Origin of the sequence: Vibrio neptunius (assembly GCA_019339365.1) — a bacterium.
GTDB classification, from domain to species: domain Bacteria; phylum Pseudomonadota; class Gammaproteobacteria; order Enterobacterales; family Vibrionaceae; genus Vibrio; species Vibrio neptunius.
Window position 1 is genome coordinate 1451050 of the sequence record CP079860.1, and the last position, 19947, is coordinate 1470996.

11 protein-coding genes and 3 pseudogenes are annotated in these 19947 nt (G+C 44.7%); 9 read left to right on the plus strand and 5 right to left on the minus strand.

Annotation, left to right across the window (positions count from 1 at the left end; genetic code table 11):
• Positions 1 to 15: 15 nt before the first annotated feature.
• Positions 16 to 1638, minus strand: coding sequence for an ABC transporter ATP-binding protein (locus KW548_23430; GenBank protein QXX08559.1), 1623 nt, complete (start codon positions 1636 to 1638; stop codon positions 16 to 18).
• Positions 1639 to 1652: 14 nt separating this feature from the next.
• Positions 1653 to 2147, minus strand: coding sequence for a hypothetical protein (locus KW548_23435; GenBank protein ID QXX08560.1), 495 nt, complete (start codon positions 2145 to 2147; stop codon positions 1653 to 1655).
• Between the two features lie 214 nt (positions 2148 to 2361).
• Here KW548_23435 and KW548_23440 point away from each other — a divergent pair, with 214 nt between their 5' ends.
• Positions 2362 to 4722 carry an AAA family ATPase gene (locus KW548_23440; GenBank protein QXX08561.1) on the plus strand — a complete coding sequence of 787 codons (2361 nt, stop codon included), beginning with the start codon at positions 2362 to 2364 and terminating at the stop codon, positions 4720 to 4722.
• A 35-nt stretch (positions 4723 to 4757) separates the two neighbouring features.
• Here the strand turns inward: KW548_23440 and KW548_23445 are convergent, their stop codons facing one another.
• Complete coding sequence (locus KW548_23445) at positions 4758 to 5756, minus strand: 2-hydroxyacid dehydrogenase (GenBank protein QXX08562.1); 999 nt, start codon at positions 5754 to 5756, stop codon at positions 4758 to 4760.
• Between the two features lie 308 nt (positions 5757 to 6064).
• On the opposite strand from KW548_23445, the pseudogene KW548_23450 reads away from it, so the two are divergent.
• The 6 genes and pseudogenes from KW548_23450 (at position 6065) to KW548_23475 (ending at position 14597) form a co-directional block, all read left to right on the plus strand.
• Positions 6065 to 7701 (plus strand): annotated as a pseudogene (locus tag KW548_23450) (methyl-accepting chemotaxis protein).
• A 59-nt stretch (positions 7702 to 7760) separates the two neighbouring features.
• Entirely contained in the window at positions 7761 to 8279 is a 519-nt protein-coding gene (locus tag KW548_23455; GenBank protein QXX08563.1) for an NUDIX domain-containing protein, read from the plus strand.
• A gap of 767 nt (positions 8280 to 9046) precedes the next feature.
• A complete protein-coding gene (locus KW548_23460) occupies positions 9047 to 10864 on the plus strand; it encodes an extracellular solute-binding protein (GenBank protein ID QXX08564.1) in 1818 nt (605 codons plus the stop codon).
• A gap of 11 nt (positions 10865 to 10875) precedes the next feature.
• Positions 10876 to 11964 (plus strand): microcin C ABC transporter permease YejB, encoded by a 1089-nt coding sequence (locus KW548_23465; protein ID QXX08565.1) that lies wholly within the window; start codon positions 10876 to 10878, stop codon positions 11962 to 11964.
• A gap of 9 nt (positions 11965 to 11973) precedes the next feature.
• Positions 11974 to 13002, plus strand: a pseudogene (locus KW548_23470) (ABC transporter permease).
• Between the two features lie 2 nt (positions 13003 to 13004).
• Entirely contained in the window at positions 13005 to 14597 is a 1593-nt protein-coding gene (locus KW548_23475; protein QXX08566.1) for an ABC transporter ATP-binding protein, read from the plus strand.
• A 23-nt stretch (positions 14598 to 14620) separates the two neighbouring features.
• Here the strand turns inward: KW548_23475 and KW548_23480 are convergent, their stop codons facing one another.
• Positions 14621 to 16396, minus strand: a complete 1776-nt coding sequence (locus KW548_23480) for an EAL domain-containing protein (GenBank protein ID QXX09520.1) — start codon at positions 16394 to 16396, stop codon at positions 14621 to 14623.
• A 492-nt stretch (positions 16397 to 16888) separates the two neighbouring features.
• On the opposite strand from KW548_23480, the gene KW548_23485 reads away from it, so the two are divergent.
• Positions 16889 to 18532 (plus strand): response regulator, encoded by a 1644-nt coding sequence (locus KW548_23485; protein ID QXX08567.1) that lies wholly within the window; start codon positions 16889 to 16891, stop codon positions 18530 to 18532.
• A 75-nt stretch (positions 18533 to 18607) separates the two neighbouring features.
• On the opposite strand, the pseudogene KW548_23490 reads toward KW548_23485, so the two are convergent.
• Positions 18608 to 19358: pseudogene (locus KW548_23490) on the minus strand (transporter substrate-binding domain-containing protein).
• 147 nt (positions 19359 to 19505) lie between these two features.
• On the opposite strand from KW548_23490, the gene KW548_23495 reads away from it, so the two are divergent.
• Entirely contained in the window at positions 19506 to 19922 is a 417-nt protein-coding gene (locus KW548_23495) for an RNA-binding S4 domain-containing protein (protein ID QXX08568.1), read from the plus strand.
• The last annotated feature ends 25 nt before the right edge of the window (positions 19923 to 19947 follow it).

Below are 19947 nucleotides of genomic sequence, written 5' to 3' on the forward strand. Positions count from 1 at the left end.
CAATATATTTCTGTTTTATGCTGCAACGATCTCTTCGTCTAAGTCGAAAGATGCATCAATAAGCATCTTAGTGTAGTCATTTTTCGGCGAGTGGAAGATGTCATCGGCGGTGCCTTCTTCCATCACTTCGCCTTTCTGCATCACGAGTACTCGATCAGAAAGTGCTTTCACTACGCTCAAGTCATGGCTGATGAACAGGAAACCAATGTTGTGCTTTTTCTGAATATCTTTAAGCAGGTCGATAACGGTCAACTGTACCGAACGGTCGAGTGCAGACGTCGGTTCATCCAATAGAATGAATGACGGTTCTAGGATCAAAGCACGAGCAATGGCGATACGCTGACGCTGACCACCAGAGAACTCATGTGGGTAACGGTTGATTGAGTGAGGGTCGAGTCTCACTTCTTCCAATGCTTTGCGAGCGCGCTGCATGCGTTCAGCACGGCCCATCTGAGGCTGATGCACGGTTAGACCTTCAGTAATGATGTCGCCGACGGTCATACGTGGAGATAGAGAACCATAAGGGTCTTGGAACACCATCTGAATGTCTTTCTTAAGCGCAAAGCGTTCTTTTTCACTTAGCGCTTTAACATCCTGACCTTTAAATTCAATGCCACCTGTACAAGGTAACAGGCCGATAAGTGCGCGGCCAAGCGTCGATTTTCCTGATCCTGATTCGCCGACAATACCCAAAGTTTCACCTTGCTTAAGCTCAAGGGAAATACCCTTAACCGCTTCAAAGTACTCATTTTTGCTCTGAATAAAATGAGACTTTATGAGGAATTTGACGCGAATATTATCGGCTTTAAGTAATGGCGGTGCGCCATCTTCTACCGGATCTTTACTGCCTTTTGGAATCGAGTTGATCAACATCTTTGTGTAATCATGCTGAGGATGGTTAAACAAGGCCTGACACTGTCCTTCCTCAACCACATCGCCTTTACACATAACGATGACTCGGTCAGCAAGGTGTTTTACGACCCCTAAGTCATGTGTAATGAACAAAATAGCCATGCCCATCTTAGCCTGAATCTCTTTAATTAGATTCAGGACTTCGGCTTGTACTGTTACATCAAGCGCAGTCGTCGGTTCATCAGCAATAAGAATGTCAGGTTCGTTGATCAATGCCATCGCAATCATAATACGTTGCAACTGACCGCCTGAGAATTCATGCGGATACTTAGTGTACGCCTGCTCTGGATTTGGAAGATGAACCAGATTAAACAGCTCAAGTACTTTTTGTTTAGCCTGAGAACGCGAGACTGGACGATGACACATGATGGCTTCCGCCACCTGAATACCCACTCGCATGAACGGGTTGAGAGACGTCATTGGTTCCTGAAAAATCATACCAATGCGGTCGCCGCGAATGGACTGCATCTCTTTTTCGGCTTTATCGACCAGTTGCTCACCCTCAAAAATGATGCTGGACTGAGAGTGAACAATGGCGTTATTTGGTAGTAACTGCATCAGAGCATTGGTCGAAACGGACTTACCGCTACCGGATTCACCTACGATAGCGAGCGTTTCCCCCTGAAAGAGTTCAAAGTTAACATCCTTTACTGCGTCTACAATACCGTCGTTGGTTGTAAAGCTTACTGAAAGGTTTTTCACCTCTAGAATTGGCATCTGTGACATTTGCATTCCTTGTTTTAATTTATTTGATGCGAGCTTTCCGTTGCATTGCCATAGCTCTTCAATGCTGAAAAGTGGTGATGAGCCTTTTGAACTTGTTGAAACTCTAACATCCACTGTGCATTACGTTGAGCACTACAAAACGCGCCCATATGGCGCAAAAGATCCTCACAGTTTTTAGCAAGAACGTGGTGGGTCGCCTGAACCAACTCTGCAGATTCAATCGACATAAACTGAAGCAAAGCATAACTTTGATTGAGTAAATCGAAGGCACTTTGATGCTGACCCATCTTGTTGAGGATCTCTGATTGAGAGACAGCAGCATCTCGTAAGCCAGTTAATAAACAGCTGAATTGGCAAGGTTTGATTTGGTCGTCACTTAGCGCGCTTTGGATATGCGTCGGTAAATGATGCAGAACTTGATCGTACAAGTAGTGCGCCTCTGGCCAATGACCTTGTTCTAATAACTGTTCAGCTTTTAGGTAATGTGTCCAGCACTGTTGTAGATCCATGTTCAATTACTCCACCAAAATCGTAACAAGGCATATTTAAATGCAATTTATTATCTATTGCAAACAATTATCATTTAAATGATATTTGTCAGCATAATTGGTGGATATTTAGCCAGTTGAACTCTAATACTGCCTAAGTCACTAAAATATAACCAAAACTGGCCTACACTAGGTCGTTATAGAGTTGATGGAAAATAACAATAAGGAAAGAAAGATGGCAATTCAACGGCTAGAAATGAGCCAGCTGTATCATGCTGCGGAGCTGGAAATGCTACCGAGTAAGTCTACAAAAGAGCTGGCACCCATTGACGAAATCGTCGGTCAAGAACGTGCGCAAAAGGCAGTAGAGTTCGCGATGTCCATTAAGGAGAAAGGCTACAACATCTATGCTATTGGCCAGAATGGCCTTGGCAAGCGAACAATGATTTTGCGTTATCTCAATCGCCACCAGCATGATGCGAAAGCACTTTATGATTGGTGTTATGTGGCAAATTTCGAGGATATCAGGACACCAAAAGTACTGGCACTCCCCTGTGGAATTGGCAGCCAACTCAAGCAAGACATCGAAAAACTGATGTCAAAATTAGTCAATGCAATCCCTCTCGCATTCGATAATGAGCTCTACTACAGTCGAGCTGACAAGCTTAAAAACCAATTAGCGCAAAAACAGGAAGCAGAGTTAGCCGTCATCACCAAAGAAGCCAAAACCAAAGGCATCAGTCTCACGATTACGACTCAGGGTGACTACCAGTTTGTCGCTATGAATGGTGAGGAGATGCACACTGAAGAGTCTTTTGAGGAACTGACTAAAAAAGAACAAGAATATTTTGGTTCTACGATTGATGAGCTTGAAATTAAGTTGAGAGACATGGTTCGTCAGCTGACGGAATGGGAAGAAGCGTACAGTGAAAAAATCAAGAAGCTGAACGACGACGTGACCTTGGATGTCATAACTCACTTCATCAAACAGCTGAAAAAGGACTACTCTGGCTACGCCGAAATAAAAGCTTATTTGACAGAACTCCAGCAAGATATTGTTGAAAATGCGGATATTTTTCTTGAACAAAGTGCAGAGCAAGGAGAGGTTGCTACGGCATCTCTAGATAAGAAACTCCCTCGTCGCTATAAAGTTAATGTTCTTGTAAGCCGTAAGGGTGATGAATTTCCTATTGTCGTCGAAGAGAACCCTAACTATCACAGTTTGTTTGGTTACATTGAAACAGCCACCTTCAAAGGTACCGTATTTACCGACTTCTCATTGATTCGCCCAGGCAGCCTACATAAAGCCAATGGCGGCGTACTAATGATGGACGCTCAAAAAGTGCTTGAACAACCTTATGTCTGGGATGGGTTGAAGCGTGCGCTGCGAGCTCGAAAACTAAGCTTTACCTCGCTCGAAAAAGAAGTCACATTAACAGGTGCGGTTTCGCTGGACCCTGAAGCTATCCCATTGGATGTAAAGATCATCCTGTTTGGTGATTACCGTACTTATCAATTGCTGCAACATTACGATCCGGAGTTTAGTGAGCTGTTCCGTGTCACGGCTGACTTCGAAGACGAAATGACCCGCAGCCCGCAGTCTGAACTGCAGTATGCGCGTTTTATTTCCAGTGTCGTCAACGACAACAACATGCTCCATTGTGATAAGAAGGCCATCGCCCGGATTATCGAGCATAGTTCTCGGCTGTCAGGTGACCAGACTAAGCTATCATTACACTCAGCCAATATCGCAAACCTGATCCGAGAATCCAATTACGTTGCTCGTCAGGCCAATTCGAACATGATTCGTTCTAGTCATGTTGAAGAGGCTCTGGCCAATCAGGAGATGCGAGTCAGTCGTCTCAAAGACAGTGTGATGGAAGGATTTATTAACGGAACGACCTTGCTTCAAACCGAAGGGGAAGCGATTGGTCAGGTCAACGCGCTATCTGTGTTGAGCACCAGTGAGTACATGTTCGGTGCACCAAACCGTATCACGGCGACGACTTGCTATGGTGGCGGTGAAGTGATCGACATTGAACGCAGCGTCGACTTAGGTGGTAGCATTCACTCCAAAGGTGTGATGATATTAACCGCTTACCTTTCTTCGGTTTTTGGCAAAACGGCGAAAGTACCATTAACCACAACCATCACTTTCGAGCAGTCTTATGGTGGCGTCGACGGCGATAGCGCCAGTATGGCTGAGTTTTGTGCGGTCGTATCAGCCTTCTCTAAACAAGCGAACCGACAAGACATCGCCATTACTGGCTCAATGAACCAATTTGGTGAAGCACAGCCTATTGGTGGTGTTAACGAGAAAATTGAGGGTTTCTTCGATGTGTGCTCAATTAAAGGCCGTAGCGAAAACCAAGGTGTGATCATACCAAGAGCCAACATGCACAACCTTATGCTACGTCCTGACGTTGTCAAGGCGGTTGAACGAGGTGAGTTTCAAATCTGGGCGATTGACCACGTGACTGAGGCCATCGAATTGTTTATGGGTCGACCTGCTGGTGAACCAAGTGATGAGGGCAGTTATCCAATCGATACGGTATTTGGCATTGCCCAAGCCAAGCTCAACGCATTAAGGAAGTAACTCAAAAGGGCTTTCATCTGAAAGCCCTTTTCATCCTATCGTTCCACCAGCTCATTACCAGAAGCGCGGTTTTTTCCGAAAGCGTCAATGTTACCTAAGGTAGTATCAGCGATGTTGCCGAGCGCTTCCTCGGTGAGGAAAGCTTGGTGCCCAGTGAAGAGGACATTGTGACAAGCGGACAAGCGACGAAAGACATCATCGACAATGACGTCATTAGATTTGTCTCGGAAAAAGAGCTCTTTTTCATTTTCATAAACATCCAGTCCGAGGGCCCCAATCCGCCCAGTCTTCAAAGCTTCGATGGCAGCAGCGGCATCCAGCAATCCTCCACGACTTGTGTTGATGATCATAACGCGGTCTTTCATCTGACTGAATGCTTTTTCATCCAGAAGGTGGTAGTTTTCTTCTGACATTGGGCAGTGCAGGGTGATGATGTCACTTTTTTCAAATAACTCTTGTTTTGAACAGTAACGCGCTCCCAGTTCGATGGCGATAGGGTTCTCAAATGGATCAAAGCAAAGTATGTTCATGCCCAGGCCTTTAAGGATACGCATAGTCGCGATGCCAATCTTACCTGTACCAATCACGCCCACAGTCTTACCATGAAAGTTAAAGCCAACTAAACCGTCCAATGAGAAATTGGCATCTCGGGTACGCTGGTAGGCCTTATGGAAACGTCGGTTCAGGCTCATCATTAGACCAACCGTATGCTCTGCGACAGATTCTGGTGAATAAGCGGGCACACGAACCACCTGAAGGCCAATTCGCTTGGCTGCATCTAAATCCACGCGATCAAAACCTGCGCAGCGCATTGCAATCAGTTTTACCCCTTGCTCTGCCAGTACTTCTAATACAGGTGCAGATAAATCATCATTAACAAACGCACAAACCACCTCGCAATCGTGAGCCATTTTGGCGGTTTTTTTGGTTAACTGAAACTCATGGAAATGGAGTTCAAATCCATACTGCTTGTTTACTTTGGCGAACGACGCTTCGTCATAAGACTTAGCGCTAAACACCGCGACATCTAACATGGTAGGCCTCTCTCAAATATTACGGGAGGAAATAGAACGGCCTCTATTGAACCGTGATTTCAAGAAAAATTAAACCATAAATTTTATATGGAGTATTAAACGCTTATATTGCTCAAATGCTTACAGTGACTCTTTTGTTATTAATAGTTTTGCGAGCAAAATTTGCTCATTTTTCATCTCAAGATCACTTTTTTGCTGCTAAAGTGGTATTTATAAATTAAATAGCTCTTAGCTTATTAATCATCTACTTAAATAAAGGTGAAGCTAAGGGCAAGTGGGATTTTGTTCTTTGGCTAGGAAATATGGATATGATTAAACAAAAGCTTTCTGAAGTGTCCATAGCAGCACGAGCTTGGTCTATATTGGGCTTGTTTGCTATTGGTTTATTTGCGAATACTCTCCTCAACATTGCACAGTCCCGCGAGCACATGCGCGAAAACTATGAGCGAGGTGTTTCGACTCTGGTCGAATCCGCTTCAGGTGTCGCGAAACATTACTATCAACTCTATCAGTCGGGTCAAATTTCAGAAAGTGAGGCTCAAGGCCGAGCGTTACAGACCATTTCCTCCATGCGTTTTGATGGTGACAACTATATTTTTGTCGGTGATGCTGATGGTGTGCAGCTAGCCAGTGGCGTGCTGTCTTTGCTCGGCAAAAATATTCTTGGGCTGAAGGACAGTGAAGGTAAATTCTTTGTTCAGGAACTTTACCAAGTTGCTCATAGTGGCGGTGGTTTTGTCGACTATAGCTGGAAGAATCCAGACAGTGAGGCATTGGATCCTAAAACCAGTTATGCGTTGATTTTCCAGCCATGGGGTTGGATGATTGGCTCGGGAATGAATATGGTTGCACTTCAAGCTGATATGCATCGTTCTGAAGTTGCATCCGCGGGCTATGCGATCAGTATTCTTTTAGGACTTTCCATTGCCATTGGCTTTTTCATTAAAACCATCACATCTCCAATCAAGCGTACGGTTCGTGCCATGCAGACCCTTTCCAAGGGGGAGGGTGATCTGACACAAAGGTTGCCTGAAGAGGGCAGCAAAGAATTGAGGCTTTTGGCTCGCTATTTCAACCAGTTTGTGGCTTCCGTTCAGGGAATCATGCTCAGCATCAGCGATTCAGGCAGTCAGGTTTCGAGCGCAGCGAATCAACTTTCTAATTCCGTTCATCATATCGACGACAGTCTCAACCAACAACGGAGCGATGTAGATATGCTCGCGACGGCGATGACTGAAATGCTAGCAACGGTTGAAGAGGTGGCGGCTCGCACTGTGGAAGCGAATGATGCCAGTCGTTTAGCTGCACAGGAAGCCAATCACAGCCGTACTATCATTGACAGAAACGTTGAGGGGGCCAATGAGCTTGCAGGGCAAATACAGTCTGCGAGTCAAGTGGTACAGAAGCTTGCTTCTGATGCACGCAATGTTGACACCGTGCTTGAAGTGATTCGAGGTGTTGCCGAGCAAACCAATTTACTCGCGCTGAACGCAGCCATTGAAGCGGCAAGGGCAGGTGAGCAAGGGCGCGGCTTTGCGGTGGTGGCTGATGAAGTAAGAAGCCTCTCTCTTCGCACCCACGAGTCTACTTTGGAGATTCAGAACATTGTTGAGAAACTGCAGATCGGCGCTGAGAATGTGGTGAAAGTCATGGATGAAGGCACAGCAAAGCCACCAACGCATCACAGCTATCGAGTCAAGCTGGTGAGGCTCTGAACAAGATCAACAAAGAAGTTCATACGATTGAGGACATGAATCAGCACATCGCCACCGCTGCGGAAGAGCAGACGGTGACGGTGAATGATATCAATCGCAATGTTGTGAGTCTGAGTGATATGGCATCGACCGTTTCTGGGGAGTCGGCACAAATGGCCAGTTCCAGTAAGGAGCTTGGGCGAGTGTCGGATGATCTGATGGCAATGATAAATCGCTTTAAGCTTGCTTAGCTTGAGACAGCAGGGTGATATGGTAGAATCGCGACACATTTTTTAATGACGACGATTTCATGCGACATCTCAAAACGGCCATTCACCCTGATATTGGTCACTTAGACGATAAAACGGTTTTCCAACGCAATGCGGCAAGAGCGATTGTCGTTGATGGTGAAGATATTCTTCTTTTGTATACCGAGCGCTATCATGATTACACCATTCCTGGCGGAGGTATTGATGAGGGTGAAGATGTGATTGCCGGTATGGTACGTGAGCTGCAGGAAGAAACCGGAGCGCAAAATATTCACAATATCAAGCCATATGGAATCTATGAAGAATTCCGACCTTGGTACAAAGACGATGCGGATGTCATTCACATGCATTCATATTGTTACACTTGCAAAGTCGATCGTGAATTAGGTGAAACCGCTTACGAAGACTATGAAATTAACAACGGTATGAAGGCGGTCTGGATGAATATTCATCAAGCCATTGCTCACAATGAAAAAACGATGGCGGAGAGCCCAAAAAAAGGCATGAGCATTGAGCGTGAAACGTTTTTGCTACACATGATTGCTAAAGAAATGCTCTAAACCGTACTGATTTCACTGCCTTAGTGGGTTTAATACTTAATTAATTGATTAAATGAGTCGGGAATAACATCGGCACAAAGATAGCTCTGAGATCATGCCCGACTGAGCCACCATTGCAGTGCGTCAGCCCTATCTTGATTGCTGATGTTCTCAAATGACCTTACCTTCGTACCTTCGGCACGTACCTTCGGGGACAGTCACTCATATCGTACCTTCCATATGGATGGGGACAGTCACTCATATGGATGTGACGCTTGAACTGCACAACAACTAGAAAAGGTCGGTTGTGTATCGTGTTTCGTCACCCACAATTATCAAGTCATACCTTCGTGTACAGTACCTTCGTGTACAGTACCTTCGTGTACAGTACCTTCGTGTACAGTACCTTCGTGTACAGTACCTTCGTGGACAGTCACTCAAATGTAGTCACCTTTGGGGACAGTCACCCAAAGGTATGTGATGTTTGAACAGCACAACAACTAGAAAAGGTTGGTTGTGTATCGTGTTTCGTCACCCACAATTATCAAGTCTTCATATACGTTTCGGCTTTCTGAGCTGGCAGCGTTCGGAGTGGCTCGTCGAGTAACTTCAGAACTAGGATCAGTTCACAACTCGACATTGAAACACGCCACTCACCAGTGACGTATGCCCATTCTTACGTGAACTCTTCGAAAGGTTTGTGTTGAACACCTATACTTATTCAAGTAATTGAATTATTAATATTAATTATTTATTTGAGAATAGCGATTTCAGCCGAGGGAATGGTAATGATAAGAATGCGCAGTGTCTTATTAGGGACAATGATTGCGAGCTTAAGCTCGATCGGTTATGCCAAAGTTATCGAAACGACGAGTTTAGTTGGTTTTGGCGAGGCGAAATACCCAAGCAACTTTACTCACTTTGATTATGTCAACCCTGACGCCCCGAAATTTGGCAAAATGACTTATGGCCGAGTCGGGACGTACGATAACTTCAACCGATTCGCTTCCAGAGGTGTCGCCGCTGCCGCAACAGGAGAGTTGTATGACACGCTCATGTTTTCTCCCAGTGATGAAATCGATGCCTACTACCCTCTGATCGCAGAGAGAGTGAGATACTCGGATGACTACACCTGGCTAGAGGTGGATATTAATCCCAAGGCACGTTTCCACGATGGCGAGTCAATCACTGCGCACGATGTCGCTTTCACGTTTGATAAATTTATGACCGAAGGTGTACCTCAGTATCGCGTTTACTATAAGGATATTAAGTCGGTCACGGCAAAAGACGATCTGACTGTTCGTATTGAAATGGCAACGCCTAATCGCGAAAAGATGTTCAGCTTTGCCCAAACGACCCGTGTATTGCCAGAACACTTTTGGAAAGATAAGAAATTTTCAGAACCTCTTGCTACTCCTCCAGTTGGTAGTTCAGCATATAAAATTGCTGATTATAAATCTGGCCAGAGTGTGACTTATTCGCTAGTAGACGACTATTGGGCTAAAGATCTGCCAGTCAACGTCGGTCGTAATAATTTCAAGGAAGTACAATACGATTACTACCGCGATGACACTGTCATGCTGGAAGCGTTCAAAGCCGGTGAATTTGATTTTCGTCTGGAAAACTCAGCGAAGTTTTGGGCCAACTCGTACTCAGGCGTGAATTTTGATAAGGGGTATATCACCAAACAAGAAATTCCTCATCAGAAGCCAGAAAATACACAAGCTTTTGTTTTTAATACACAAAGTGAAGTGTTCAAAGATGCTAGAGTCCGTGAGGCTCTGACGTATGCAATGGACTTCGAGTGGATGAACAAAAATATGTTCTATGGTCAGTACACACGCACGCGCAGTTATTTCCAGAATACCGACTATGAAGCGAAGGGCGTCCCGAGTGCTAAGGAATTAAAAGTGCTAGAGCCCTTTAAAGACGCAATCCCTCCTCGCGTGTTTACTGAACCGTTCCAGCCCCCGGTGACCGATGGCTCGGGGCGTATTCGTACTCAGATGCGTACTGCGTTTGAACTGCTTAAAGAAGCGGGTTGGGAGCTGAAAAACAAAGTACTCACCAATACCAAAACGGGTCAACCGTTTAGCTTTGAACTATTGATCTATAGCCCGACCACGGAACGTATTGCGATTCCAGTACAAAAAAATATGAAGCGCATGGGTATCGACATGAAGATCCGCTCTGTTGATACCACACAGTATATTAAGCGACTTCGTGATCGCGACTTTGACATGGTTTCCTCGGCTTATTCGGCGAATCCATATCCGAGTCCAAACTTGATGATTGTCTGGAACTCTAACTACATCGACTCAACCTACAACACGGCGGGCGTCATTGATCCTGTTGTTGATAGTCTGACGATGGAAATTTCCAAAAAACAGCAAGATCCAGATGCGTTGCTTTCTTTAGGGCGTGCTCTCGACCGAGTGTTGCAGTGGAACTTTTACATCATTCCACAATGGCACGTGAGTGAGTATCGTGTGGCGATGTGGGACAAATTCGAGCGTCCTGACAACATGCCGAGATATGACTTAGGTATTGATACTTGGTGGATATCAAAGGATAAAGCTGCCAAGTTACCTGAAAAACGACGTTAGCAGAGGGATAGATGGCAGCCTATATATTTCGTCGCTTATTCTTGGTGATCCCCACGCTGTGGGCGATCATCACCATCAACTTCTTCATTATTCAGATTGCACCGGGAGGACCGGTGGAACAGGCTATTGCCCAGTTAGAAGGGCATAGCTCTGGCATTATGGAACGTTTTGCTGGTGGCGGCAGTGAAGTTGACCTTGATGTAGGCAGTGATGCTAACTCGACGGGCTATAAAGGCTCACGAGGTCTGGATCCAGAAGTCGTTGAGGAGATAAAAAAGCAGTTTGGTTTTGATAAGCCTCTGCATGAGCGTTACTTTGATATGCTCAAAAACTACGCCACATTCAACTTTGGTGAAAGCTTGTTCAAAGGCGGTAACGTGATTGATTTAATTGTCGAGCGCTTACCTGTCTCTATCTCATTGGGCTTGTGGAGCACGTTGATCATTTACTTGATTTCCATTCCTTTGGGTATCATGAAGGCCATCCACCATGGCTCTCGATTTGACATTTGGTCAAGCGCTGTCGTGATTGTTGGCTATGCGATCCCCGGTTTCCTGTTCGCCATCATCTTGATCATCTTGTTTGCGAGTGGCAACTACTTGAGTTGGTTCCCGCTTCGGGGACTGGTATCCAGCAACTTTGAGCAGCTCGTTTGGTATGAGCAAATCATCGATTATTTTTGGCATTTGACGTTACCGATACTGGCGATGGTTATTGGTGGATTCGCAACATTGAGCATGTTGACCAAGAACTCTTTTCTCGATGAGATAAACAAACAATACGTTGTAACAGCACGAGCGAAAGGTTTGGATGAAAGAAGTATTCTCTACAAACACGTGTTTCGTAATGCGATGTTGATCATCATTGCTGGTTTCCCTGCGGCGTTCATCAGTATCTTTTTCACCGGTTCTATGTTGATTGAAGTCATGTTCTCACTTGAAGGCATTGGTTTGCTCGGGTTTGAGTCAACGATCCAACGAGATTATCCAGTGGTGTTTAGTTCTTTATATATTATGACACTGCTTGGCTTGATTCTGAGCATCATCTCTGATTTAACCTACACCTGGGTTGACCCAAGAATAGATTTTGAGGCGCGTTAATGCTGACAAAAAAAAAGACGTAATCCGTTAAATGAAGCGCGCTGGCTAAGGTTTCGAGCAAACAAACGTGGTTACTGGTCACTGTGGATTTTTATGACGTTATTTTTGATCAGTTTGTTTGCTGAGCTGATCGCCAATGACAAGCCTTTGCTTGTGAAGTATCAAGGAGGTTGGTATTACCCAGTCATCACTCAATATGCGGAAACTGAGTTTGGTGGGGAGTTTGAAACGGAAGCGGATTACACCGACCCCTATGTTGTTGAGCTGATCGAAGAAGAGGGGCACATCATTTGGCCTTTGATTCGTTTTAGCTATGATACGATCAATTTCAACATCTCTAGCTCGGTGCCGTCTGCGCCCGATAGCGTCAATCTGCTTGGCACTGACGATAAAGGGCGGGATGTCCTAGCACGAATCATCTACGGATTCAGGATCTCTGTGTTGTTTGGTTTTGTGCTGACCATCATTTCCAGTGTAATTGGAGTGATTGTTGGCGCGACTCAAGGTTACTACGGTGGTTGGCTCGATTTGTTAGGTCAGCGCTTTATCGAAGTATGGTCCGGAATGCCGACCCTTTTCTTGTTGATTATTCTGTCTAGTTTCGTTGAACCCAATTTCTGGTGGTTGCTCGGCATTATGGTTTTGTTTAGCTGGATGAGTCTAGTTGGGGTTGTCAGAGCAGAGTTTTTGCGTTGTCGAAACTTCGATTATGTTAGAGCCGCGCAGGCAATGGGCGTCAGTGATAGCCGTATTATGAGACGCCATATGTTACCCAATGCGATGGTCGCCTCTTTGACTATGATGCCTTTCATTCTTTCCGGTTCCGTAACCACCCTCACTTCTCTTGATTTTCTGGGTTTTGGTTTGCCTGCGGGTTCGCCTTCATTGGGTGAATTATTGGCTCAGGGGAAAGCGAATTTACAAGCACCATGGTTAGGTTTTTCAGCCTTCTTTGTATTGTCGCTAATGCTAACCTTGCTCGTATTTGTCGGTGAAGCGGTTCGCGACGCCTTTGACCCTCATCATCAAGGGAGATAACCATGACCAAACCAGTATTAACAATAGACGGCTTATCTGTAGGGTTTGGTCGTGGAAAAGCGATCGAGCGAGTGACCAATCAGGTGTCATTGTCGATCAACAAAGGCGAGACGCTTGCATTGGTTGGAGAGAGTGGCTCGGGTAAGTCTGTGACCGCGAATTCAGTGTTGAAATTACTGCCCAATGGTTCATCCCATTATTTGGAGGGCAGCATCCATTTTGATGGCATCGACATGCTGAGCTGCTCGGAGAGGCAATTAAGGGGAATTCGCGGTGGTAGGATCGGAATGATCTTTCAGGAACCTATGGTATCGCTTAACCCTTTGCATAAAGTGGGCAAGCAGTTGGTCGAAACACTCTCGATTCATCGTGGTGTGCGGCAAAAGAAAGCCGAAATGTTAGCCGTCGAGTGGTTGGCTAAAGTTGGCATACGTTACCCAGATGTAAAGATTAATGCCTATCCACATGAGTTATCTGGCGGTGAAAGACAGAGAGTGATGATTGCCATGGCTCTTATCAATGAGCCTGAGTTATTGATTGCAGATGAGCCAACAACCGCACTGGATGTCTCTGTGCAGGCGCAGATCTTGGACCTGCTAAAAGAGCTGCAACAAGAGTTAGGCATGGCGATGTTATTTATTACCCACGATTTAAGTATTGTTCGGCGCATCGCAGACCGTGTAGCCGTCATGCAAAATGGTGAGCTGGTAGAAGAAGCGGACTGCCAGTCACTCTTTGCCATGCCAACACACCCCTATACCCAAAAGTTAATAAACTCAGACCCTAGAGGTTTGCCCGTTGAAGTCTCCGCTGATGCCAGCAGCCTTTTATCTGTCGCCAATCTTAGAGTATGGTTCCCAATTACGGGTGGTCTGTTTAAACGTGTGGTATCGCATATAAAAGCCGTGACTGACATGAAATTTGATTTAAAGCGTGGTCATTCGATTGGTTTGGTGGGTGAAAGTGGTTCTGGTAAGTCAACAACGGGAATGGCGATTCTGCGTCTTGTTCACTCCCAAGGTTCGATTTCTTATCAGCAGCATGAACTGCAAGGCTTAGATCGTAAAGAGATGCTACCGTACCGCAGTAAAATGCAGGTGGTGTTTCAGGATCCGTTTTCAGCTCTGAACCCGAGAATGTCTGTGGCCCAGGTGATCGGTGAGGGGCTGCGTGTTCATTATGATTATGATGACCCCACGGTCGACAAGATGATATGCGAAGTGATGGAGGAAGTTGATCTCGATCCTGAGACTCGCCATCGTTATCCCAATGAATTCTCAGGAGGTCAGCGCCAGCGTATCGCGATAGCACGGGCGTTAATTTTAAAACCGGAGTTTATTTTACTGGATGAACCCACATCGTCATTAGATCGCACGGTTCAGGCGCAAGTTCTGGACTTGCTGAAATCGCTGCAACAAAAGTATCAGCTGACCTATTTGTTTATCAGCCATGACTTGAATGTGGTCAAGTCGTTATGTCACTACACCATTGTCATGCAGCAAGGCGCAATTGTTGAACAGGGAGAAACCGTGACTCTATTCCAACAGCCACAACAGATCTACACCCAAAAACTGGTCGAACTCTCGAGTTTTTGATGAGTGGGTGAAAGAGGCGGCCGTTAGACGGATATATATTGACTTGCACTAGCGACAGAAAGAGGCTTAGAAAACCAGTAACCTTGGAGGAATGAAGCCCCCATTTCAGTGAAACGTTTCTGCATCTCAGCATTCTCAATACCTTCTACCACAATATCTACATTATGTGATTGGCACAATTGAGTGATGAAGGTCAGATATTCCATAGTGGCAGGGTTGTCGAGACATCGCCAAGCCATCAACTTGTCGACTTTAATCTGATTTAGGGGGAGGTCAAAAAAGCTATTGAGGGAGCTGTAACCGGATCCGAAATCATCCAAGGAAAGTAAAAAACCATACTGACTCAAACGACTTAACTGAGATATCGCCCCTTTGTTACCATCGAGAATGATGGTTTCGGTTAATTCCAAGACAATGTTTCTAGTTTCGACGCCATGCTGATCCGCGATTTGCTTGATCCGATCTGGAAACTGATGATTCAACAGTTGTAAAACGGACACGTTAACATTGACTCGAATATTGGTGCGATGAACGGATAAGTATCGCTTGATGAATTGACTCGCTTTAGAAAAGATAAGGTACCCCAGCTCAACGATCAGCCCCTTCTTCTCTGCCACTTCAATAAATTCATCCGGGTAAATTTCTCCAATTTTATCGCTTTTCCAACGAACTAATGCTTCGAAGCTGGCGACGCGATTTTTTTTAGCACAGATAATGGGTTGAAACTTTACCGATAGGGTTTGGTTATGAATCGCATTGGCCAGTTCGCGCTCGATATAGAAGTGTCGGTCAACTTTGCTTTTGGTCTCATTACTGTATACGCCAACTCGGTTACGCTTCTTTTCCCCAGCGAATTGACAGGTGCGAGCCGCGATCTTGATGATTTCCTCCGCTGCAAGTCCGATATCAAAGCTGGGGAAAATACCAATACTGATATCGGTACCATACATGTAGCTGCTACTCTGAAGGGATTCGAGATAAGTCTTGGCGATATTTTCGCCCAGTTGGGTGAGTTCATTGGTTGAATAGTGGCCTCTAACTAGCACGGCAAAATCATCAGAACGTACACGATAGATATCAACGAAGTCATCCGTGAATGAATTTAACGCTGTGATAAGGTGTGACATCACGTCGCGTAAAATGTGAGGGCCATAAGCGCTGAGATAGGAACGAATATCGCCAATCTGGATGTAGACTAATGAATGCAAACCAGGCAGTTGATCAACTAAACCGTCAATATCAATGTTCAGCTTCTGGCTGTTTGACAGCCCAGAGGCATTATCTCTAAATGCAGCCTGCTGAACGTAGGTTTCCATCAGTTTTCGATCTGAAATATCACGATGACAACCAATCATAAAACGATTGCCATTGATGGTTTTGGTCACTGCGGTACCCTCAACCCAAACATATTGACCGGCCTTGTTTTTTACTCGGTATTGAGTCGAAATCTTACGATTGTCTTCTTGGATGTGTGCGTCGACTGCATTTTTTAACATGGCTTTGTCCAGCGGGTGAACAAGATTGAGCCACGCATCGAGATGGCACTGCCCTGAGGCTATATCATAGTTTTCATAAAACGTCGGATTGTAAAAAAAGAGTCTATCATCGTCGGTCATATAGAAAAGACCATCATTAAACACGTCGAACATATGCTTAAAGTGGTTATCCATTAGCTGATCAAGTTCGGCGCCACTCAGAGCAACGGAGCTTGGCCTTTGTGATGTGTCACTAATAGACTGGCTACTTGAGACAGACGAAGCGTTCGATTGTGACGTTTTGTTCTTGATGTTATGTGACATGTAATTCGACGTACCTAAATCCATCACGCGAAAAGCCTTTCATAAGCTAAAGTTATGAATTTAAAAATATATTCGATGTAACCTATAGTTTTAACATGAAATATTTGTTGAGCTCCAGCAGTGAGTCAAGTATGAGACAGTAATTTTAAGCTTTTATTGATATGCGTTCATCTTTTGCACTTAAATACTCTTATTTTAGCTGAGTAATTGGTAAAAATGAGATGTTACCCCTTTGTCTTCAATGAGGCTCTGTCAAATCATCTTAACAGGATGACTAAGAAGACAGCATGAGAGGCAGATGATGAGATGTGAAAGAGAGAACTGTGCGTAAATTCACCAAACTATTTCCTATTTAAATATATATTTATCAGTTATTTAGAGAGTTACTGCAATTGTTTGATTTTGACAGAACTCTGATAAAACTATCGTATTAATCCGCTCCTGGTTTCTATACCCTAACCAACCATTTCTCAAGATGAAAACAGTTGAATAATGTTCGGCCAAATCCAAAACGTGAGCCAAGCGGGCGTACTGATCGCCGACGATTCTCCATTGGTCATAGCTAATCTCAAAATGCTGCTCAGAGAGTCGGGCTTTAGTGACCGTCTGATCTATACGGCTAAGAATGTCGGCTCGATTTATAAAACCCTTCGAGAGATTTCGATCGACTTGTTTATCTGCGACTATCGATTTGGCAAAGTGCTCACAGGTAAACAAATTTTTGAAGAGTGCCGCTATCATGGATTGCTTCGTCCTCAATGTGCATTTGTCATGCTCACTAGCGAGACGAATGGAGAAGTGGTGCGTTCAATTCTTGAGGTGGAGCCGGATGAGTATGTGCTTAAGCCATATTCTTTGTATGCCTTCAAGAAGCGTATTTTACGTGTGTACAGGCGTAAGCAAGTGATGTCCTCATTGTTATTGAGTGCACAACAGTGTGATGTTTCGGATCTTGAGGAAACCTTCTTTAAAGCGCTGAAGTGTTATCCTGAATACGCCACTCATATTTTGCGTATTCAAGGTGATCTATACCTCAGCCAGCGACGGACGCGACAAGCGATAGCGCACTTTCAGGCTTGCCGAACAAAGCGCAATAGTCAATGGGCAACGACTGGTCATGCAATGGCTTTAATCGAAATGGGGGAGCTAAGTCAAGCGCAGTCTCTTCTTGAGCAATGGATTGATGATACGGGTAAACAACCTTCAGTAGTGTCAGATAGTATAGCGCTGTGTTGTTTACTAAGAAAAGACCAGCGGGGAGCAAAGCAAGCCCTAGCTCAAGCGCTTAAGTTTTCCAAAGGCAATGTACCTCGTCTATTAGCGTATACTCGACTGTGTGAAATCGAAGATAACCTTGAGGAAGCGATGAGTGGTTTTGCACTATACCGTCAGCAAATTGCCAACACTCGCCACAACACTTTATCGAGTGCAATCTATGCTTTGCGACTAAAATTGACGGTTGCAAAGGCGCAAGGATGTTCTATCTCAATGTCAGCGCAGAATGAATTGCATAAACTCATGAAGGTCGACTTATCTGAAAATGAGAGACTTGCATTGACGTTGGTCGAGGTACATATTGAATTGCACGATAGCAACTATAAAGTTGCTCGAATTAAGCTAGCTGATTTGCTCAAGAACTATCATCAATTAGATTTGTCATGGCTCCATTACCTGTTGTATCTACTCTACGAGACAGACAATTACCATTGGTTTGATGAAGTGACGAATTGGGTTCGCAATCGCGGGATAGATGAGACACCTTCGCTGGAAGCATGCTCTTTGCAGCTTATGCTGGAGAATCAGATTGAACGTAGTCAAAAACGTAAGTCCACGTTAGATCGTCTTCTATGGCAAGTTGATCAATATGCATTTCAATCAACAGAGAAGGCGATCGGACTCTGCTTAGAAGTATTTAAATCTAGGCGTCAATGTGTGCAGGTAGCCAATAAGTTATTGTTACTACTTAACCGAGAAATCCCCAAAAAGATTGGTCCAGAAGAGGTAAAAAAGGCGATCTTTGACTGCCAAGCCGCGATTAGCTACACATCGAGTTTAAGAAAGACTGAGCGGCTTGATGCACTGAAGCATCTCAATCTGGCGAAGCAGAAATTCAATCGCACACTGTCGACAGTATAATGTCGTCTTGCCGTGCATCAGGTTAAGTTAAATGGCTGGCCTGTCTCGCCACAAGTCAATCTTGATCTGAGACGGTTATATTCCATTTTCAAAATAGGCTTTGATAATGCTGTCAATTTCACCAGTTTCTTTCAGCTTGTTCAGTGATTGGTTGAATTTTTTGATGAAATCTTTTTAAAGGGATAACTATCAGGGGCACGGTTGGTAAAACCGAGATAGCCTTGCTCGCTGCTGACTACTGCACCGAGTGTTAGTTGCCAGTCCTGTGGTAATAAGCCCTCATTGGTCATGCGTTTAATTTCCCATAAAATCGACAGCCTATCGTTCATATAGCAGTCAGTTTTCTTCTCATACAGGTTGATGATATTGGGGCGATTCCCTTGGCTTCTAAAAGAGTGATGTCTCCTGACTTAACGGCATCCCAAAACGTCTGCCCACCAAGCGCGAAGGCCTCATTGACACCCACTGTTAACCCTAGATAATCCTGGGGCCACTGAGTTAAAGCGCGTTCTTTTATCCTGTCTGGGTGACAAAATACGACCACTTCCTCATCAAGAATAGGTTTGGAATATGGAGAAATATAACGGCGTCGATCGGAATAATAATAGGGAGGGTAGAGTGCAAAGCCTTGACCCACTTTAAGCATCTTGAGACCGCGCTTCCATGGGACAGGGACCAATTCTATATCGTAGTCCGGCATTTGTTCGAAGACTCGACGGAGTATGTCACTGTAGATGCCTTTGGCAACCCCATCCTCACCGTAACTGTAAGGAGGGTAGGAATCGTCTCCATACACCACAACTTTCGTTGGTGGATGATAAGCCATTGTTTGCCATGAAAATAGCAACAGAACAAGTGTCCATTTGAGCAAAGCGAGTACCCTTACGATGCGGTTTCTATGTTTAACTTTAGTTTATTTATGAGCAGATAGGCATTAGACTCAGTTTTTTTCCAAGTACCGTTGAAACAAAACATGACAGATGACTACGAAAATGAGCAAGAAATTGAGATCGAAGCAATAGGGATTGAGGTTTCATCTCAGCCAATTGAACTGTATAAGGTATTCAAAATTGCTAACCTTGTTGGCGGAGGTGGTGAAGCGAAACACATTATCTCAGAGGGTTATGTGGCTGTTAATGGAGAACTTGAAACCCGTAAACGTCGTAAAATGTACGATGGTGACTTCTTCGAATTTAACCAAGAGTATTATGTTGTTGTCTGCGATGCCCCAGTGACTGAAGAGCAAGAAGAGGCTGCTAGCCAGCCAGCGCTTAGACCAGATAACAAGAGTAAGCCATCACAAAAGCGCAAAGCCCACAAAGACAAAAGCGACAAGAAGAAAGAGACCAAGAAAAACGAAATCGGGCGTTCAAATATTGATTTTCTTTAACGCTTAACCCTTCAGCGTGCTCAAT

Bases quoted from the DNA above. Each gene is read 5' to 3' on its own strand.
- KW548_23430 (QXX08559.1), bottom strand. From the start codon at position 1,638: ATGTCACAGATGCCAATTCTAGAGGTGAAAAACCTTTCAGTAAGCTTT.
- KW548_23435 (QXX08560.1), bottom strand. From the start codon at position 2,147: ATGGATCTACAACAGTGCTGGACACATTACCTAAAAGCTGAACAGTTA.
- KW548_23440 (QXX08561.1), top strand. From the start codon at position 2,362: ATGGCAATTCAACGGCTAGAAATGAGCCAGCTGTATCATGCTGCGGAG.
- KW548_23445 (QXX08562.1), bottom strand. From the start codon at position 5,756: ATGTTAGATGTCGCGGTGTTTAGCGCTAAGTCTTATGACGAAGCGTCG.
- KW548_23455 (QXX08563.1), top strand. From the start codon at position 7,761: ATGCGACATCTCAAAACGGCCATTCACCCTGATATTGGTCACTTAGAC.
- KW548_23460 (QXX08564.1), top strand. From the start codon at position 9,047: ATGATAAGAATGCGCAGTGTCTTATTAGGGACAATGATTGCGAGCTTA.
- KW548_23465 (QXX08565.1), top strand. From the start codon at position 10,876: ATGGCAGCCTATATATTTCGTCGCTTATTCTTGGTGATCCCCACGCTG.
- KW548_23475 (QXX08566.1), top strand. From the start codon at position 13,005: ATGACCAAACCAGTATTAACAATAGACGGCTTATCTGTAGGGTTTGGT.
- KW548_23480 (QXX09520.1), bottom strand. From the start codon at position 16,396: ATGTCACATAACATCAAGAACAAAACGTCACAATCGAACGCTTCGTCT.
- KW548_23485 (QXX08567.1), top strand. From the start codon at position 16,889: ATGTTCGGCCAAATCCAAAACGTGAGCCAAGCGGGCGTACTGATCGCC.
- KW548_23495 (QXX08568.1), top strand. From the start codon at position 19,506: ATGACAGATGACTACGAAAATGAGCAAGAAATTGAGATCGAAGCAATA.